This window comes from Occultella aeris, assembly GCF_902703175.1.
GTDB classification, from domain to species: domain Bacteria; phylum Actinomycetota; class Actinomycetes; order Actinomycetales; family Beutenbergiaceae; genus Occultella; species Occultella aeris.
In genome coordinates, this window is the sequence record NZ_CACRYJ010000006.1 from 1 (window position 1) to 16,791 (window position 16,791).

Annotated in this window: 12 protein-coding genes; 10 read left to right on the forward strand and 2 right to left on the reverse strand. The window is 70.9% G+C overall.

The window, feature by feature from the left end; all coding sequences use genetic code 11:
• The 8 genes from HALOF300_RS01340 to HALOF300_RS01375 form a co-directional block, all read left to right on the forward strand.
• Nucleotides 1-271: hypothetical protein (locus tag HALOF300_RS01340; RefSeq protein ID WP_231954947.1), on the forward strand; the 271-nt coding region annotated here is incomplete at its 5' end.
• A 13-nt stretch (nt 272-284) separates the two neighbouring features.
• Nucleotides 285-722, forward strand: a complete 438-nt coding sequence (locus HALOF300_RS01345; protein WP_154796413.1) for a phage tail protein — start codon at nt 285-287, stop codon at nt 720-722.
• A gap of 7 nt (nt 723-729) precedes the next feature.
• Entirely contained in the window at nt 730-1,527 is a 798-nt protein-coding gene (locus HALOF300_RS01350) for a CIS tube protein (RefSeq protein ID WP_156738859.1), read from the forward strand.
• Nucleotides 1,514-3,349, forward strand: a complete 1,836-nt coding sequence (locus HALOF300_RS01355) for a VgrG-related protein (RefSeq protein WP_197522215.1) — start codon at nt 1,514-1,516, stop codon at nt 3,347-3,349. The genes HALOF300_RS01350 and HALOF300_RS01355 overlap by 14 nt, the downstream gene beginning before the upstream one ends.
• Nucleotides 3,350-3,362: 13 nt before the next feature.
• A complete protein-coding gene (locus HALOF300_RS01360; protein WP_156738861.1) occupies nt 3,363-3,773 on the forward strand; it encodes a GPW/gp25 family protein in 411 nt (136 codons plus the stop codon).
• Between the two features lies 1 nt (nt 3,774).
• Complete coding sequence (locus HALOF300_RS01365) at nt 3,775-5,724, forward strand: putative baseplate assembly protein (protein WP_156738862.1); 1,950 nt, start codon at nt 3,775-3,777, stop codon at nt 5,722-5,724.
• A 10-nt stretch (nt 5,725-5,734) separates the two neighbouring features.
• Nucleotides 5,735-6,268, forward strand: coding sequence for a phage tail protein I (locus HALOF300_RS01370; RefSeq protein ID WP_231954948.1), 534 nt, complete (start codon nt 5,735-5,737; stop codon nt 6,266-6,268).
• Nucleotides 6,268-7,884 (forward strand): zinc ribbon domain-containing protein, encoded by a 1,617-nt coding sequence (locus HALOF300_RS01375; protein ID WP_156738864.1) that lies wholly within the window; start codon nt 6,268-6,270, stop codon nt 7,882-7,884. The genes HALOF300_RS01370 and HALOF300_RS01375 overlap by 1 nt, the downstream gene beginning before the upstream one ends.
• Here HALOF300_RS01375 and HALOF300_RS01380 read toward each other — a convergent pair.
• On the reverse strand, nt 7,829-10,978 hold the full coding sequence (locus tag HALOF300_RS01380) for a BTAD domain-containing putative transcriptional regulator (RefSeq protein ID WP_156738865.1): 3,150 nt from the start codon (nt 10,976-10,978) through the stop codon (nt 7,829-7,831). The two genes, HALOF300_RS01375 and HALOF300_RS01380, sit on opposite strands and share 56 nt — an antisense overlap.
• Nucleotides 10,979-11,155: 177 nt before the next feature.
• Nucleotides 11,156-12,502 (reverse strand): MATE family efflux transporter, encoded by a 1,347-nt coding sequence (locus HALOF300_RS01385; RefSeq protein WP_156738866.1) that lies wholly within the window; start codon nt 12,500-12,502, stop codon nt 11,156-11,158.
• Between the two features lie 398 nt (nt 12,503-12,900).
• On the opposite strand from HALOF300_RS01385, the gene dnaB reads away from it, so the two are divergent.
• Nucleotides 12,901-15,477 carry a replicative DNA helicase gene (gene dnaB / locus HALOF300_RS01390; protein WP_156739062.1) on the forward strand — a complete coding sequence of 859 codons (2,577 nt, stop codon included), beginning with the start codon at nt 12,901-12,903 and terminating at the stop codon, nt 15,475-15,477.
• A gap of 196 nt (nt 15,478-15,673) precedes the next feature.
• Complete coding sequence (gene mraY, locus HALOF300_RS01395) at nt 15,674-16,771, forward strand: phospho-N-acetylmuramoyl-pentapeptide-transferase (protein ID WP_156738867.1); 1,098 nt, start codon at nt 15,674-15,676, stop codon at nt 16,769-16,771.
• Nucleotides 16,772-16,791 lie beyond the last annotated feature (20 nt).

Here is a 16,791-nt window from a genome sequence, read left to right on the forward strand (position 1 = left end):
CGGCCGCGGTGGCGCTGCGGGGCTCGGCATGGCCAGGACCGTCCCGCCCGCCGGCGCACCGGAGCGGACCGTGCCGGAGGCGACAGCCCGGGCGACCACGGTCTCCCGCTCGGACCCACCGCCCGACGGCGGGTCGGCGGGCCTGCGCGACCTGTCCGCCGGCGCCGTCGACGAACTGGCAGATCGGTTGGCCGGCCCGATCCTGCGACGGCTTCGGACGCAACTGCTCGTGGACCGCGAACGCCGCGGCATGCGCACGGACCTGCGGTAGGGAGAGGACGAACATGCTTGAAGACATCGAGACCGGCATCGGGGTGCAGTACACCGTCAAGCTCGACGGAGTCGACCTCGGCTCGTTCAGCTCGTGCAGCGGCCTGGGCTGCGAGGTCGTGATCGAGGTGCGCGAGGAGGGCGGCAACAACGGCAACCCATGGCAGCTGCCGACCCGCCTGAAGTATCCGAACATCACCCTGTCCCGTCCGCTCGGCAAGGACACCACGAAGGTCGCCGAGTGGTTCTCCTCCATCGCCAAGGGGTACAAGCGCCGCACCGGCGCCATCGAGGCGAAGACCGTCGACGGGCGGGTGATCGCCAGCTGGGGGCTCATGGACATCGTTCCGGTCCGCTGGTCGGGCCCCACGTTCAACCCCGACTCCCCGGCCGTGCTGACCGAGTCGGTGGAGATCGCCCACCACGGGTTCCTCGCCCCTGGATCGAAGTGAGGACGTCATGCCCCCCGCACCCGTAGCGTTCGAGGCCGCCGGGGCCGGTGGTGCCGGCTCCCCCGCGCGGCTCGAGCACGCCTACCTGCAACTGCACGAGCCCTCCTTGGACGGCTCGCTGTCCAAGCCGGGACCGAAGCTGGACCGCATCGACTTCCAGTTCAACCCCAAGGAGCTGAGTCTGTCGAAGCGAGCCGTGTGGAAGGAGAGCCCGGCCACCGGCAACAAGAGGGCCGGACCCCCGCAGTACACCGGGCCGCAGCCGACCTCGCTCACGCTGGAGATGTTCTTCGACGCCTCGGACACGCTGGACTCCTCGGTGGTGAAGAAGGTCGAGCGGTTGTTCACCTGCTGCGTGCCGACATCGGCGTCGTTCGGGCAGAAGAAGGCCTCCCCTCCGTGGGTGCTGTTCCGGTGGGGCGCCCTGACCGGGTTCCTCGCCTACATCGAATCCGTCACGGCGACCTACACCCTGTTCACGTCCGCCGGGTTGCCGGTGCGGGCCACGTGCACGGTGACCCTGAACGAGATCGCCGGGGAGCAACCGGGGCAGAACCCCACGTCGGGCGGGCTCGTGCCGCGCCGGGAGCACGTGCTCCGGGCGGGGGACACGCTCGCCGGCATCGCCTACGCCGAGTACGGGGACCCGTCGCTCTGGCGCGCGGTGGCCGAGCTCAATGGGGTGGACGACCCGGTCCGGCTCAGGCCCGGGCGCCGGCTCCTGTTGCCCGCGGCCGACGAACTGCCGCGCGTGGCCCTGCCTCGCGGTGAGCGAGCGCGGGAGGTGGCCCGTGCCGGCGACTGAGACCTTCACGTCGAGCCTGATCGTGACCGTGGACGGGTCGCCACTGTCCCCGCTCCTCGCGGCCGCGCTGGTGTCGGGGCACATCGAGGACGCGATCCGCCTGCCGGCCGTGTTCTCGCTGCGCTTCGCCGACCCACAGGCCGACCTGATCGAGAAGGCCGGCCTGAAGATCGGGTCAAAGATCGCCCTGAAGGTGCAGACCAGCGGTCCCGGCGGACCCACGGAACTGCTCACCGGTGACGTCACCGCCCTCGAGACGGAGCTCGGGCCGACCGGCATGTTCGCGATCGTGCGTGGGCTGGACGCCTCCCACAAGCTCCAGCACGGCACCCGGATCAAGGCCTACCTGAACGTCGGTCCCGGTGACATCGTCTCCACCATCGCCGGGGCGCACGGGCTGAGGGTGGGAAAGATCGACGTGCGTAAGCCGATCTTCACGCACATCACCCAGGACGGGATCAGCGACTGGGACTTCCTCGCCAGGATCGGGGACCGGGTCGGCGCCCGGGCGAAGGTGCGTGACGGCGGGCTCGACTTCGTCGCCCCGACCGACTCCTCGTCCGCGCCCGCGCCCGGTGGGCGCGACAACCCGCTGGTCATCGAGCGGGGTGTCGACCTCGAGTGGGTGAGGGCCACGGTGACCTCCGCCGGTCAGGTACCCAAGGTCGAGGTCCGCGGCTGGGACCCCAGCCAGAAGCGCGAACTCGTCGGGCTGGCCACCGCGCAGACCCGGGTGGCCACGCTCGCCGGAGCGGACGGCCCGGCCAAGCTCGCGTCGACGGTCGGTGCCGCCAGCCACGTGGTCTCCCGCGCCGCGCTGAGCACCCAGGCGGAGTGCGACGGAGAGGCGGCGGCGCTCACCGAGCGGATCAGCGGCGGGTTCGCCGAGATCGAGGGCGGCGGGTTCGGCAACCCGGCGCTCGCGGCCGGCGTCGCCGTGCGCGTGGTCGGGGTGGGGAAGACCTTCGAGGGGACCTACACGCTCACCCAGGTCCGGCACGAGTTCACGGCTGAGGGGTTCCGGACGTCGTTCACCGCGTCCGGTGCCTCCGAGCGGTCCCTGTTCGGGATCACCCGCGGTGAGGACCGCTCGGCGGTCCGGTCGGGCGTGATCCCGGCGATCGTCACGAACCTCAAGGACCCGGACGGCCTGGGTCGGGTGAAGATCAAGCTCCCGACCTACTCGGGCGACTATGAGAGCGAGTGGGCCCGCCTGGTGCAGGTGGGCGCGGGTGCGGCGCGCGGCACGGTGGTGCTGCCGGAGGTCGGCGACGAGGTGCTGGTCGCGTTCGCCGAGGGGGAGTTCGGCTCCCCGTACATCCTCGGCGGTCTGTACAACGGCCCGGACCGTCCGGACAAGGCCTGGTCGGCGCACGTCGGCAGCGACGGCAAGGTCACCCGGCGGGCCTTCGTCTCGCGCACCGGGATGCTCGTGGAGTTCCTCGAGGCGCCGGCCGGGGAGTCCCTCGTGATCAGCACGAACGCCGGCCAACAGCGCATCACCCTCACCCAGAAGCAGCAGGCCGGCATCGAGATCTTCTCCGAGGGGCCGGTGAGCATCAAGGCGAAGCAGGCCATCACGGTCGAGGCGCAGAACAACATCTCACTGAAGAGCCTCGGCGGTGACATCGCGATGGAGGCGATCAACATCAAGCTCAAGGCCAGCGCCGGATTCGAGGCCGGGGGCGCCACCGTGAAGGTCGCCGGCCAGGCAACGGCGGAGCTGACTGCAGCCAACGTGAAGGTGAACGGTCAAGCCTCCGCAGAGCTCTCCGCGGGCGCCATGGCGACCATCCGGGGCGCCCTCGTGAAGATCAACTAGGCGGGAGGCGGGAATGGGTCAGGAGTTCGTTGGAGCAGGCTGGTCCTTCCCGCTGCGGTTCGACCGGACCGGCCGGGTCGCGCTGGTCCGCGAGACCCGGGAGATCGAGGAGGCCATCCGGCTCATCCTGGCGACCTCGCCGGGCGAGCGGCCGATGCGCCCGGAGTTCGGGTGCGCCATCCACGACTACGTCTTCGCACCGGCGAACGCCGCGACGGCGGGCGACATCGCCTACGTCGTGCGAGTCGCGCTCGAACGGTGGGAGCCCCGCATCGACCTCGAGGACGTCGTGGTGCGGTTCGACGCCGTCGACGACGGCGTCCTGTACGTCGACGTCGTCTATTCCGTCCGCGGCACCAACGAGCCGCGCAACCTGGTCTTCCCGTTCTACGTGATCCCCACCCATGACGAGGCCGGAGCCTGACATGCTGCCTACCCCGAACCTCGACGACCGCCGCTTCCAGGACCTCGTCGACGACGCCAAGCGGATGGTCCAACGGCACAACCCGGAGTGGACGGACCACAACGTGTCCGACCCCGGGGTGACGCTGATCGAGACGGTCGCGTTCATGACCGACGAGCTGTTCTACCGGCTCAACCGGGTCCCGGACCGCCTCTACCTCACGTTCCTGGACCTGCTCGGGATGAGCCTGCTCCCACCCACGGCGGCCACGGCGGACGCCACGTTCTGGCTCTCCGCCGAGCAGCCGGAGACGGTCGGGGTGCCGGAGGGGTTCGAGGTCTCGACGCTGCGCACCGAGGACGACCCGGCCACGAGATTCGCGACCGTCCGCCCGCTGGAGGTGCCGCCGCGCCGTCTCGCGCACGTGCTGACCCACGGCGCCGACGACGAACCGCTGTCCCGCGACGACGACCTGCTCGGCGGGGACGGGTTCGACGTCTTCTCCGGGACGCCGGTCGAGGACGATGTGCTGCTCCTCGGCCTCGACGAGCCGGCGCCGTCGTGCGCGGTCGTGCTGCGCTTCGAGTGCGACGTGCAGGGCGTGGGCGTCGACCCGCGGAACCCTCCCCTTGTCTGGGAGGCCTGGGACGGACGGCGCTGGGTCGGGTGCGACCTGGACAGTGACGGGACCGGCGGGCTGAACCGGGCCGGGGACGTCGTGGTGCATGTCCCCGAGACCCACACCGCCTCGGTCATCGGGCGGATCCGCGCCGGCTGGCTGCGATGCCGGGTGATCCCGGCGGACGAGGGCTACCCGTTCTACAGCGCCTCCCCGACCATGAGCGCCGCGAGCGCCTTCACCATCGGCGGCACGGTGGCGGTGGTTCACGCGGAGACCATCGAAGAGGAGGTGCTCGGCCTGTCCGAGGGCACGCCCGCGCAGGTGTTCCCGCTCGAGCACCGCCCGGTCGTGGCGGGCGGCCCGCCGATCGAGCTCGATGTGGCCGACGGCGGTGGCTGGCAGCGCTGGACGGAGGTGGACTCGTTCGCCGGTGCCGGTCCCGATGACCACGTCTTCTGGGTCGACCGGGCGCAGGGGGCGGTGCACCTCGGTCCGGCGGTGCGTCAGGTGGACGGCTCGCTACGCGGGTACGGCGCCGTGCCGCCCAAGGGCGCGCCGCTGCGGGTGCGCAGCTACCGCACCGGGGGCGGCCCGGCCGGCAACGTCGGCGCCCGGACGATCAGCGTGATGCGTGCCACGGTCCCGTTCGTGGACCGGGTCGAGAACCGGCGCCCCGCACTCGGCGGCGTGGCCGCGGAGTCGGTTGCCGAGGCGCGCCTGCGCGGACCGTTGGCGCTGCGGACCCGGGACCGGGCGATCACGGCCGAGGACTACGAACAGCTAGCCCGCGCGGCGGCGCCCGGCATCGCGAGGGTCCGGTGCGTGCCCGCCGTGGGGGACGACGACGCCGGCGGCGTGCGGGTGCTCGTGGTCCCGTCGGCAGTCCCCGACGACGAGGGCCAGCTGCGGTTCGAGGACATGGTGCCCTCCACCGATGACCTCGCCGCCGTGGCCGCCTACCTCGACGACCGGCGGCCCGTGGGCGTGCGCGTGCTCGTGGAGCCGCCGTTCTATCAGGGGGTCACCGTGGTCGCCCGGCTGAGTCCGCGACCACGGACGACGGCGCACGTGCTCGAGCGGGACGCCGTCCGAGCCCTGAACGCCTACTTCGACCCACTCACCGGAGGGCTCGACGGCGAGGGGTGGCCGTTCGGAAGGCCGGTCCAGGCGGGCGAGGTGTACGCCGTGCTGCAGCGGCTGCCCGGCACGGAGCTGGTCGAGGACGTCAAGCTGTTCGCGGCGGACCCGATCACATCCCGCCGCGGCGAGCCGGTGCAGCGGATCGAGCTGGACCAGCACGCGTTGGCGTTCTCCTACCGCCACCAGGTCCGTGTCACGGCGGGGGACTGAGATGCGCGGCATGATCCCAGGGCTCGTCCCGGTGGTCCCGGTGGCCTCCCGGTTGCCCGGTGTGTACGGCGATGACGAGATGATGCAGCTGTTCACCCAGGCGCTGGACGAGGTGCTCGCGCCGACGTTCACCACGCTGGACTCGCTGTGGACCTACATCGACCCGCACCTGGCGCCGGAGGACTTCCTGGACTGGCTGGCGGACTGGGTGGGGGTGGAGGTGGACGACTCCTGGTCGGTCGAGCGCAAGCGCGAGATCGTGGCGCAGGCCGCTCAGATCCACCGCCGTCGCGGCACGGTGGCCGGGGTGGAGCTGGCCGTGCGGCTGGTCACCGGTGGCGAGGTCACCGTGACCGACTCCGGCGGCACCATCTGGTCGCGAACCCCGGGTGCGGACCTGCCGGGGCGCTCGCCCGCGGAGCTGACAGTGACGGTGGAGGTGCCCGACGTCGACGCCGTCGACCTGCGCCGGGTGGATCGCGTGGTGCGTGACGTCAAACCGGCGCACGTGCCACACGTCGTTGAGATCGTGGAGGTGGCCTGATGGTGATCTGTCCCGAATGCGGCACCCGCAACGAGGTCGGGGAGCAGTTCTGTGGTGGCTGCGGCACCTACCTGGAGTGGGAGGATCCCGCGGCCGACGAGCATGGACTCGAACCTGAGCCCGGGCTCGAGGAGGAACCTGAGCCCGAACTCGAGCAGGAACCCGCTCCCGGGCCCGTGCCCGTGCCCGTACCCGTGCCGGAACCGGAGCCCGTGCCCGAACCGGTGCCGGAGCCCGAGCCCGAGCCGGCGCCTGCTCCTCCGCCGGCTCCCGACCCGGCGCCGGTTCCTGAGCCCGCACCCCGGGCAGAGCAGCGCACGACCGCCGAACCGGTGCCCGGGACCGGGCAGGACGCCGCGGCGACCGCCGCCGCCACGGCTGCCAGCGCTGGGAACGCGCCGGTGCCGCGACCGGCCGCCGACGCCACGGCCGACCCGGCGGAGACGCTGCCGCCGGGCACGAACGAGACGACCCCGTCGAGAATTGGCGAGGATGCGCCGTCGGGCACGAACGCGGCTGTGCCATCCGGCACTGGCGAGGCTGCGCCGTCGGGCGTCGAGGACAGCCCGGCCCGCCGGGCCGACCAGCCCCACTCGAACGGCACCCCGACCCGGGAGACCATCGAGCAGGCGAAGCCGGCGGCGGCGATCGCTCCCGCGCTCGTCGCGCCGCCGGTGCAGCGCAGGCGCCGAACCACCCGGAGCACCGCCGAACCCACCGCCTCCTCCGGCGGGCAACTCCCCGGCGCACCCCGCCCGGGCGGCGCGGACGAGCCTGCCGCGAGAGCACCAGGCGCACCGATGGCGGTGCGGCCGGGCGCGGCCAAGCCCCGCCCGGCGCCGCGACCGGTCCCCGCGGACGAGCCGCCGCCCGCGCCCGGCGATCTCATCTGCGGCAGCTGCGGCACCGGGAACGTGCCCACCCGCAAGTTCTGCCGCCGGTGCGGCACCAGCCTCGCCGAGGCGAAGGTGCAGCCGAGCCGGTCCTGGTGGCGGCGACTCCTGCGCCCCGACGCCAAGCCCGGGCCGGTCGCCGGCACCCGGCCCAAGACCCGGCGACGCCGGTTCCCCACGAAGCTCGTCAGCACCGTCGTCATCCTCGGCCTGCTCACCGCTGTCGGGCTCTACTTCCGGCCCGAGCTCGAGCGGGCCTACGAGGCCGTACTGGACCGCGCCCAGGGCAATACCGCCGTGAATCCGACCGGATTCACAGCCTCGACTCAGGGGGCCGAGACACCCGTGACGAACATCGGCGACGGCACCTTCGACCGGGCCTGGACACCGGCGGCGCCGGGACCCGGGGTGGGCGAGTGGGTGGACATGACGTTCGCCCAGCCGTTCCGGATGGTCCGGATCCTGATCACGCCGGGCCAGTCCACCGTGCAGGAGGACTTCCTGGCTGCGGACCGGCCGCAGACGCTGACCGTCACGACGACCACGTCCACCGGAGCTCAGGAGAGCGAGGAGATCGTGCTCGAGGACCGAGCCGGGGCGCAGAGCGTCGAGCTCGTGATCGAGAACGTGGTCGCCGTGCGGCTGACCATCGTCGACACCTTCGCGCCTAGCCCCGAGTCGTTCGTGGCACTGGCAGAGGTAGAGTTCCGAGGACGCGAGTAGTGTCCGCGGGCACGCCGAGGGTGGCGAGCATCCGTGCGTAGCCACGTTGCGCGCGCTCGGCCTCCGCGGCCGCGCCAGACCGGTGCAGCGCGTCGATCAGCAGTTGCCAGGACGCGTCGCGGAAGGTGTTGAGCTCGATGCTGCGGTTGGCCGCGGAGGTCGCCGCCTCGAGGTTGCCGTCGGCGAGCTCAAGCGTGCCGAGCGCCGCGGCGGCCTCGGCGGCCTGGCTGCGGTAGCGATCCCTCGGGCCGGTCACCCACTCGGCCGGGCCGTCCTCCGGGAGCAGGTCCGCGGCATACAGGTCGAGGGCCCGCCGCAGCGCCGCGGCGTGCGCAACCGGGTCGGTCCTCCGGGTCTTGTTCGCGGTCCGGAGCGCGGCCTCGAACTCGACGACATCGCATCGTGAGGAACTGCGCAGGCGGAGCGTGTAGGCCTCCCCGTCCCGCACCAGCAGGGTGCTGCTACGGGCCGGGCGACCCGGTTCCAGGCACCGCCGGATCGTGGAGACGCTGACTTGGAGGTTGTGCATCGCCGCGGCCGGGTCGAGGTCGCGCCACAGCGCCTCGGCCAGTCGTTCCCGGTGCACCGGCCGGCCGGCACTGAGGGCGAGGATGCGCAGCACGGCGCGGGCCCGGGGACGCATCTGGCCAAGGTCGATGGCGCGGCCCCGCACCGTGATCGAGAACGCGCCGAAACAGTGCACGTCCAGTTCCGCGACCACGTGGGACGGCGGTGCGGACCGGTCCGGAGGACCGGCGGATACAACGGCGCCCGGCGCGCCGACGACCGGCGCAGGCTCGGCGGCACGGCCATGCATCGACTCGACGCGGTCGGCGCCGTGGGCCTCGACGGCGGTGGAGGACAACCACTCCCACGGCCGGGCGAGCAATCCTTCTGCCTCGGCCGTCGACGTCGCCAGGTGCATCATCTCGGCGGCGTTAACACTGTCGGGCGCGCCGCTGCGGGCCAGCGTCGCGTACGCGATGGCAAGGGCGCCGGGCACCGCGAGGGTGCGAGCGAAGGATTCTGCCGCCACCGCGTCGGCCGTCGCATCCGGGAGCCTGGCGGCGGTGGCGGTGAGCGCGTACAGGGACCGTGCCCACGACTCGAGCGACGTGGCACCGAGGGTCCGGAAGCGTAGACCGAGATCGTCCCACTCCTGCGGATGCACGCCGCCGGCGCGTAGGCAGGACAGCGCCAGTGACCAGGCGATGATCGCCGCTCCCCACGCGTCGCCGATCCGGTCGCAGTGGCGGATAAGCTGCTGGGCGCGGCGATGGGACCGCTCATCGCCGTCGAAACTGACGATCGCGCCGTGCGCGAGCCGGGCCAGCCAAGTGTGCCCCGCCTGTTCGGCGGCCACGTACACCCGATCGATCGCGGCGAGGGTGGGCAGCGTCGGGCGGGTGGAGGCCATTGAAACCTCCGCCAGCCGCGCGGCGAGCGCCATCTCATCCGGGGCCTCGGGGTCGGACGCGCACCGGTGCAGAACCTCGGTCGCCGTGCGTTGATCGCCGGCGATCAACAGGCTGATGCCCTCCGCGAGGGTGGCACCCGGACCTCGCTGCCGGGCCGCTCGCCGGGCTGCCTGCAGCGGGTCGCGTCTGCTCGCCTCGCGGACGCAGTGCTCCCACCCGTCGGCGTGATCGCGGGCCGGCGTCGTCGACCAGACCCCCGCGCCCGACGAGATCAGCCGTGTCGCGGCACGCTCCGCAGGGCTCGTGGAGTCGCTCAGGTCGTTCAGGAGGTTGCGCACCCGGTCGAACTGTCCCTCGAGGTGCGCGGCGCGGGCGCGCGCGATGGTGCGCCAGGGTGGGGGACCGATCCGGTCCACGGGCAGCGGGTCGGTCCACAGCCGACCCTGGATGTCGACGGATCCGGGCCCGACGTCCTCGAGGAGGTCTGTCAGGTGCCGCCAGTCCTCGGCCAGGCAGAGCGCGCGCAGGGCCTCGTGGGTGGCGCCCTCGGTGCGCAGGATCGTGGCGGCACCGGAGAACCAGGATGAGGTCCGCACCGGACCGAGTTCGGCACGGGCGGCCGAGATCAGGTGACGGCGCAGCACGCGGTGCATACGGAAGCGGTCGTTGCCCACATCGATCAGCAGCGGCAGGGAACGAGCCACGGCCCGAAGGTCCTCATGCCCGGTGCTGGTTCCGCGGTGGGCGTCCACGCGGGCGGCGCTGAGGTTCTCGAACACGGCCACGTCCGACAGGAAGTCGCGCTGGTGCGGGGGGAGCCCACGGAGCACGGTCGCGTCCAGGTAGCCGGCGGCGTAGTCGGCATGCATCGCCAGGGCGTGCACGGCGCGCCGGCGCTCAGCGGGGAGGCGGCCCTCGATGGAACGCTGGAACAGGCGCACTGCAGCGGCCCAGCCCTCCGTCTCCCTGGTGATCACGACCAGGTCGTCGAGCGGGAGCGGCTCGTCCCCGGCCGAGCGCATCAGGGCGTCGGTGTCCCAGATGCGGAACCGCAGATCGCGTCCGGTGAGCACGACCGGCGGCGGGATCTCCGAGCGGGTCAGGTTCAACGTGGGCATCGTCCGGGACCCGAGCAGGATCCTCAGACGGTCACCGGTGCCGAGGATGAGGGTCTCCAGCTCGGCCTCGGCCGGGGTACCGACGAGGTGGTGGACGTCGTCGAGGACGAGGAGCAGGGGCGCCGGGAGCAGGTCGACGAGGCGGAGCACGTCGTGGGCGCTGGTCGGCTCGACGGCGGGGTGTCCGCCGGTGACTTCGCCCGGCCGGTTCGTGGGTCCGGCCGCCGTGCCCGGCTCGGGTGCGGCCAATGCGCTGGACACGGCTGCGCCGGTCCCCCCGGCGGTGCGGACGGCGACCGCGAGGGTACGGATCAGTGCGCGCTGGTCCGCATCGGCGAGGGTCAGCCGGCACCAGGCCACGAGTCCATCCTGGCCGCGAGCCCAGCGCGCCATCAGGGTGGTCTTGCCGGTCCCCGGCCACGCCACGACGAGCCCGAGGCGCGTCGCCCTGATCCCGTCGAGGGCACGCAGCAGTGCCGGTCGGGGCACTCCGCCCGCCGTGGGCACGCGCGACAGCGAGGCCGGTGCCACGCCATCGAGTCGGACGCCTTCGGCCACGGGGAGCCTCCCGGTCGGAACGTTTCTGAGCATAGGCCGGTCGGGCCCGCCGGGGTGCCCGTTCGTGCGCCCCGTCTCACCCTGAAGAGAGGCCGAAGCGGCTGTCGTGATACCCGAGGTCGTGCTGGGTACCGAGCACGACCTGCTCGGTGTCCTGACCGAGCTTCGGCCGAGGCGCTATGCGCCCAGCACCATCCAGGCGGTCCCCCGCGCTCGCAGACCCGTGGTGATGGCACGCGCCCCGATGAACCCACCCGCGAAGGCGACCCACAACCACGCGAGGCCCGCTGCGCCGTCGGGCGCCCAGAGCCAGACCGCTCCGACCATCGGGAGGTACGCCACCAGGGTGATCACACCGGCCCATGCGAGGAACCGGCCGTCGCCGGCGCCCATCAGCACGCCGTCGAGCACGAACGGCCATGCGGCCAGCGGCAGCAGCAGACCGATCACCACCAGCGAGATGGCCGCGGCTCGCTGCACCTGCGGGTCGGAGGTGAACAGCGGCGTCACGAACCACCCCAGGCCGGCGATGGCGATGCCGATGACGGCTCCAGCGCCCATGCCCCACTGCAGGCAACGCCGGGTGACCGCGCGGACCTGGCGGACGTCACGGGCGCCGAGTCCGTGCCCGACCAATGCCTGGGCGGCGATCGCGAGGGCGTCCAGGGCGAACGCGGTCAGACCCCAGACCGCATTCACGATCTGGTGTGCGGCCAGCGTGGCGTCGCCGAGCTTCGTGGCGGTGGCCACGGTGAGCAGGATCGCCGCGCGCAGCGTGAGTGTCCGGATCAGCAGCGGAGTGCCCGCGCGGGCGTTCGCCATGATCCCGGCCGGGTGGGGCCGCAGCCCCACGCCGCGAGCCCGGGCGCCCCGGAGCACGATCGCGGCGAGGACCACCCCCATGCCGATCTGGGTGAGCGCCGTCGCCAGTCCGGACCCGGCGATGCCCATGTTGAAGCCGTAGACGAGCGTGATCGACCCGATCGTGTTGACGACCGCGCCGACCACCGCGACGACGAGCGGGGTCCGGGTGTCCTGGAGGCCGCGCAGAGCCCCGGTCGCGGCCAGGACCACCAGCATCCCGGGAATCCCAGGCGCCGACGCGCGCAGGTACGCGACGGCGTGGGGCGTGACGTCCGCCGAGGCGCCCAGTGCCGTGACGATCGGCTCGGCGACTCCGATCGCGACGGCGCAGGTCAGGACACCGAGCCCGAGCGCCAGCCAGATCCCGTCCAGCCCGACGGCGAGGGCGCCTCTGGTGTCGCCAGCACCGAGGCGCCGGGCGACGGCGCCTGTGGTGGCGTAGGCGAGGAAGACGAAGATCGAGACGATCGTGACCAGAACCGTCGAGGCGATCGTCAGCCCGGCGAGCTCGGCGGTGCCCAAGCGGCCGACGACGGCGGAGTCGATGAGCACGAACAGCGGCTCGGCGACGAGGGCGCCGAGCGCGGGGACCGCGAGGGAGAGGATGCGCCGATCGAGGGCCCGCCGCTCATCGGCGTGTACACCCGGCGTGTCGTCCACCGATCCTCCGAGTAATTGTTATGCACACCTTGGGTACAGCGAATCCGTTGCCATCCCGCCGATCTCAGATGTTATCCACACCAGTGGATGGAGCCTGTGCACAACCTTTTCCGCGGTGATCCACATGCTATCCACAGCCTAGGGGGTCTTCGTCCCCAGGCTGGCGCACCATCGAGTTGTGGGGGGCATGGTGGGAGGCATACGGTCACGCGGGTGTGCCGGAGTAGCCATCGCCGCGGGCGGTGAGGCAGGCGTTGTCGGTGGTCGCCGATACACATGTTCGACGGGGCTCGCAGAGCCGGTATTGAAGAGGCAGGGGAGGCGGTCCACACGATGGTCTTGGCACCGTTCGACGGAACTGACCAGGTTCGGGCGGTGGCGCGGTGAGCGTCGCCGAGATGTCGCCGGCGCGGGAGAGTTTCGAGCGCACGCCGCCGCAGGACGTGGCCGCCGAGCAGAGCGTGATCGGCGGCATGCTGCTGTCCAAGGACGCCATCGCCGACGTCGTCGAGGTGCTCCGCGGCACCGACTTCTACCGTCCCGCGCACGAGGTCATCTACGACGCGATCCTCGACCTGTACGGCCGCGGCGAGCCGGCCGACGCCGTCACCGTCTCCGCCGAACTGACCAAGCGCGGCGAGCTCACCCGCATCGGTGGCGCCCCCTACCTGCACACGCTGCTGTCCTCGGTGCCGACGGCCGCGAACGCCGGCTACTACGCCCGGATCGTCCGCGAACGCGCGGTGCTGCGGCGCCTGGTCGACGCCGGAACCCGGATCGTGCAGTTGGGCTACGCCACCGACGGCGGGGACGTCGACGAACTCGTGAACACCGCACAGGCCGAGGTGTACGCCGTCACCGAGCGGCGCACCGCCGAGGACTACGTCCCGCTCAAGGACGTCATCAACTCCACCATGGAGGAGATCGACGCCGCCTCCCACCGTGGCGAGGGGATGGTCGGGGTGCCCACCGGTTTCGCCGATCTGGACGCACTCACCAACGGTCTGCACCCCGGGCAGATGATCGTGCTGGCGGCCAGGCCGGCCGTGGGCAAGGCCCTCGCCCTGGACACCCCGCTGCCCACGCCGACCGGGTGGACCACGATGGGCGACGTCTCGGTCGGTGACCTGCTGATCGCTGCCGACGGCACACCCACCGAGGTGGTTGCCGCCACCGACGTGATGACTGACCGGCCGTGCTACGAGGTGACCTTCGACGATGGCACCACGATCGTCGCGGACGCCCAGCACCAGTGGCTCACCGAGACTCGGGCCTCGCGTAAGTCGGCGCAAGCAGCGGCGGCCCGTTACAACGGGTACCGCAACCAGCGGACGTTCGCCCAGGTGCGCACTACGGACGAGATTGCGGACTCGGTCCGGTGCCTGACAGCAGACGCGAGACTGAACCACAGTGTCACGAACGGCCGTCCCCTTGAACTGCCGAAGGCCGACCTAGCCATCGAACCGTACGTGCTCGGCGTCTGGCTGGGTGACGGTCACAGTGCGAGCGCGCGGTACACCTCTGCGGACCCAGAGATCGCAATGCGAATAGAGGGCCTGGGGTACGAGGTGCACCCCGGCTCTGGACTGACGTACTCCGTCATGCTCCCGAAATCCTCCGTCCAGTCACGCGAATGTGTGGTCTGTGGGGACGAGTTCGTGCCCCGCACCAGTCAGGCGAAGACATGTGGCCGGTCGTGCGGAGGACGGGCCAGGGGCATCGAGGGGATGAACGCAGGTCCCGTCTGCCCCGATTGTGGGCGTCCCAGTTCGGGTATGCGGCGCTGCCAGGTATGTCATAACGAGCACGGCACGGTCCATGGGTTGCTCCGAGCCATCGGCGTACTTGGAAACAAGCACATCCCGACCGACTACCTACGCTCGAGCGAATCGCAACGGCGCGAACTCCTCGCCGGCCTTCTCGACACCGACGGGACCGTGAGTCCGACAGGCGCCGTGCAGTTCACGGTGGTGTCCGAACGACTCGCGACGGACGTGCGAGAACTCGTGCACAGCCTCGGCTATCGGACAGGCTTCACCCGCAAGGCCGTCCCCGGCCGGAAGCTGGAAACCAGCACCGCCTACACGATCACCTTCACCACCGCTGATGAAGTCTTCGGCCTGACGCGGAAGCAGGTCGCCCACAAAGAGAGGGCGACTCGTGCCACCCCGCGGCGGCTGTCACGCTTCATCACTCAGGTCCGACGCGTGGGCTCGGTTCCCGTTCGCTGCGTCGAGATTGCCCACCCGAGCCACTTGTACATGGCTTCTCGCGCCATGATCCCGACGCACAACTCGACGATGGGACTGGACGTGGCCCGCGCCGCGTCCATCAAGAACGGGCAGACGTCCGTCATCTTCTCGCTGGAGATGAGCCGCAACGAGATCGCGATGCGGATGCTCTCCGCGGAGTCGCAGGTGCCGCTGCAGAACATGCGCAAGGGCAACATGCGCGACGAGGACTGGACCCGGATGGCGCGTGCGATGGGGCGTGTGTCCGAGGCGCCGCTGTTCATCGACGACTCTCCGAACATGTCGCTGATGGAGATCCGGGCGAAGTGTCGCCGACTCAAGCAGCGCCACGACCTCAAGCTCGTCGTCATCGACTACCTCCAGCTGATGAGCTCCGGGAAGCGCGTGGAGTCCCGGCAGCAGGAGGTCTCGGAGTTCTCCCGGGCGCTGAAGTTGCTGGCGAAGGAGCTTGAGGTCCCGGTGATCGCGATCTCGCAGCTCAACCGTGGTTCCGAACAGCGCACCGACAAGAAGCCGCAGATGAGCGACCTTCGCGAATCGGGCAGCATCGAGCAAGATGCCGACGTCATCATCCTGCTGCACCGCGAGGACATGTACGAGAAGGAGTCCCCGCGTGCCGGAGAGGCCGACATGATCGTCGCCAAGCACCGTAACGGCCCCACGGACACGATCGTCGTGGCCTTCCAGGGGCACTACGCGCGGTTCGTCGACATGGCGCAGTAGTCTGCCGCAGGAGTCGGCCAGGGTCAGTTCGCGGGGTGTCTGTGCTGGACCGGACCGTGCTTTCGCCTACCCTTGCTTGCGGCGGTTGGGCGCGCGACCGCGCAAGGTACCGGCGAGAGGGAGACCAGAGGACGATGTGCTGGGACCCGTGGCCCCACCTCACGAGTAGGTCGACGACCTGTCGGGCCTTCCGCCCGTGAGGCTGGTCGTCATCGGCGCCTTCGTGGCGTTCTTGATCGGACTCTTGGGCACCCGTTCCTACATCACGCTCGCGACACGCCGCGGATGGGCCCAGTTCATCCGCGAAGACGGACCGACCAGCCACCACAGTAAACGCGGCACCCCTCAGATGGGCGGGCTCGTCATCATCGGCGGCTCTCTCGCCGGCTACGCGGCGGCGCACCTGCTCACGTGGACACCGCCGACCGTCTCGGGCCTTCTCGTCCTGTTCCTGATGGTCGGTGTCGGATTCGTCGGGTTCCTGGACGACTGGACCAAGATCAGGCGCGAACGTTCGCTGGGGCTTCGGTCGTGGGAGAAGCTGATCGGACAGACCGTCGTCGCGGTCGTCTTCGCCGTCCTTGCCTCCAGGTTCGCGCGTGACGGTGTCACGCCCGCCAGCTACAACATCTCTTTCGTCCGCGACACTGCGGTCGACCTCGCACACTTCGGTCCGCTCATCGGTGTGGTCCTGTTCGTCGTCTGGGCGAACCTCATGATCGCCGGAGCGAGCAACGGCGTGAACCTCACGGATGGGCTCGATGGTCTGGCGGCCGGCGCCTCGGCCATGGTGTTCGGCGCCTACTCGTTGATCGCGATCTGGCAGTACAACCAGAGCTGTCGACAGGACCCGTCCGCTCAGTGTTACGAGGTCCGCGACCCGCTCGACCTCGCTGTCGTAGCCGCATGCGTCATGGGCGTTTGCTTCGGCTTCCTGTGGTGGAACGCGTCGCCGGCTCGTCTGTTCATGGGTGACACCGGCTCTCTCGGCCTCGGAGCCGCGCTGGCCGGGTTGGCCATCATGACCCGCACCGAGCTGCTCCTCGTCATCCTCGGCGGCCTGTTCGTCATCCAGACGACTGCCGTGATGCTCCAGGTGAGCTACTTCAAGCTCACCAAGCGCAGCAACGGCGGCGTAGGCAAGCGACTCTTCCGGATGACACCGATCCACCACCACTTCGAGCTGCTCGGCTGGGAACAGATCACCATCACGATCCGCTTCTGGATCATCTGCGGCCTGTGCGTAGCAACCGGACTCGGGATCTTCTACGCAGAATGGCTCATCGTCAGTTGAGCCCTCGAGACATCCCTGGG

Excerpts from the sequence above, each read along its gene's own strand:
- HALOF300_RS01345 (WP_154796413.1), top strand. The coding sequence starts at position 285 with ATGCTTGAAGACATCGAGACCGGCATCGGGGTGCAGTACACCGTCAAG.
- HALOF300_RS01350 (WP_156738859.1), top strand. The coding sequence starts at position 730 with ATGCCCCCCGCACCCGTAGCGTTCGAGGCCGCCGGGGCCGGTGGTGCC.
- HALOF300_RS01360 (WP_156738861.1), top strand. The coding sequence starts at position 3,363 with ATGGGTCAGGAGTTCGTTGGAGCAGGCTGGTCCTTCCCGCTGCGGTTC.
- HALOF300_RS01365 (WP_156738862.1), top strand. The coding sequence starts at position 3,775 with ATGCTGCCTACCCCGAACCTCGACGACCGCCGCTTCCAGGACCTCGTC.
- HALOF300_RS01370 (WP_231954948.1), top strand. The coding sequence starts at position 5,735 with ATGATCCCAGGGCTCGTCCCGGTGGTCCCGGTGGCCTCCCGGTTGCCC.
- HALOF300_RS01375 (WP_156738864.1), top strand. The coding sequence starts at position 6,268 with ATGGTGATCTGTCCCGAATGCGGCACCCGCAACGAGGTCGGGGAGCAG.
- dnaB (WP_156739062.1), top strand. The coding sequence starts at position 12,901 with ATGTCGCCGGCGCGGGAGAGTTTCGAGCGCACGCCGCCGCAGGACGTG.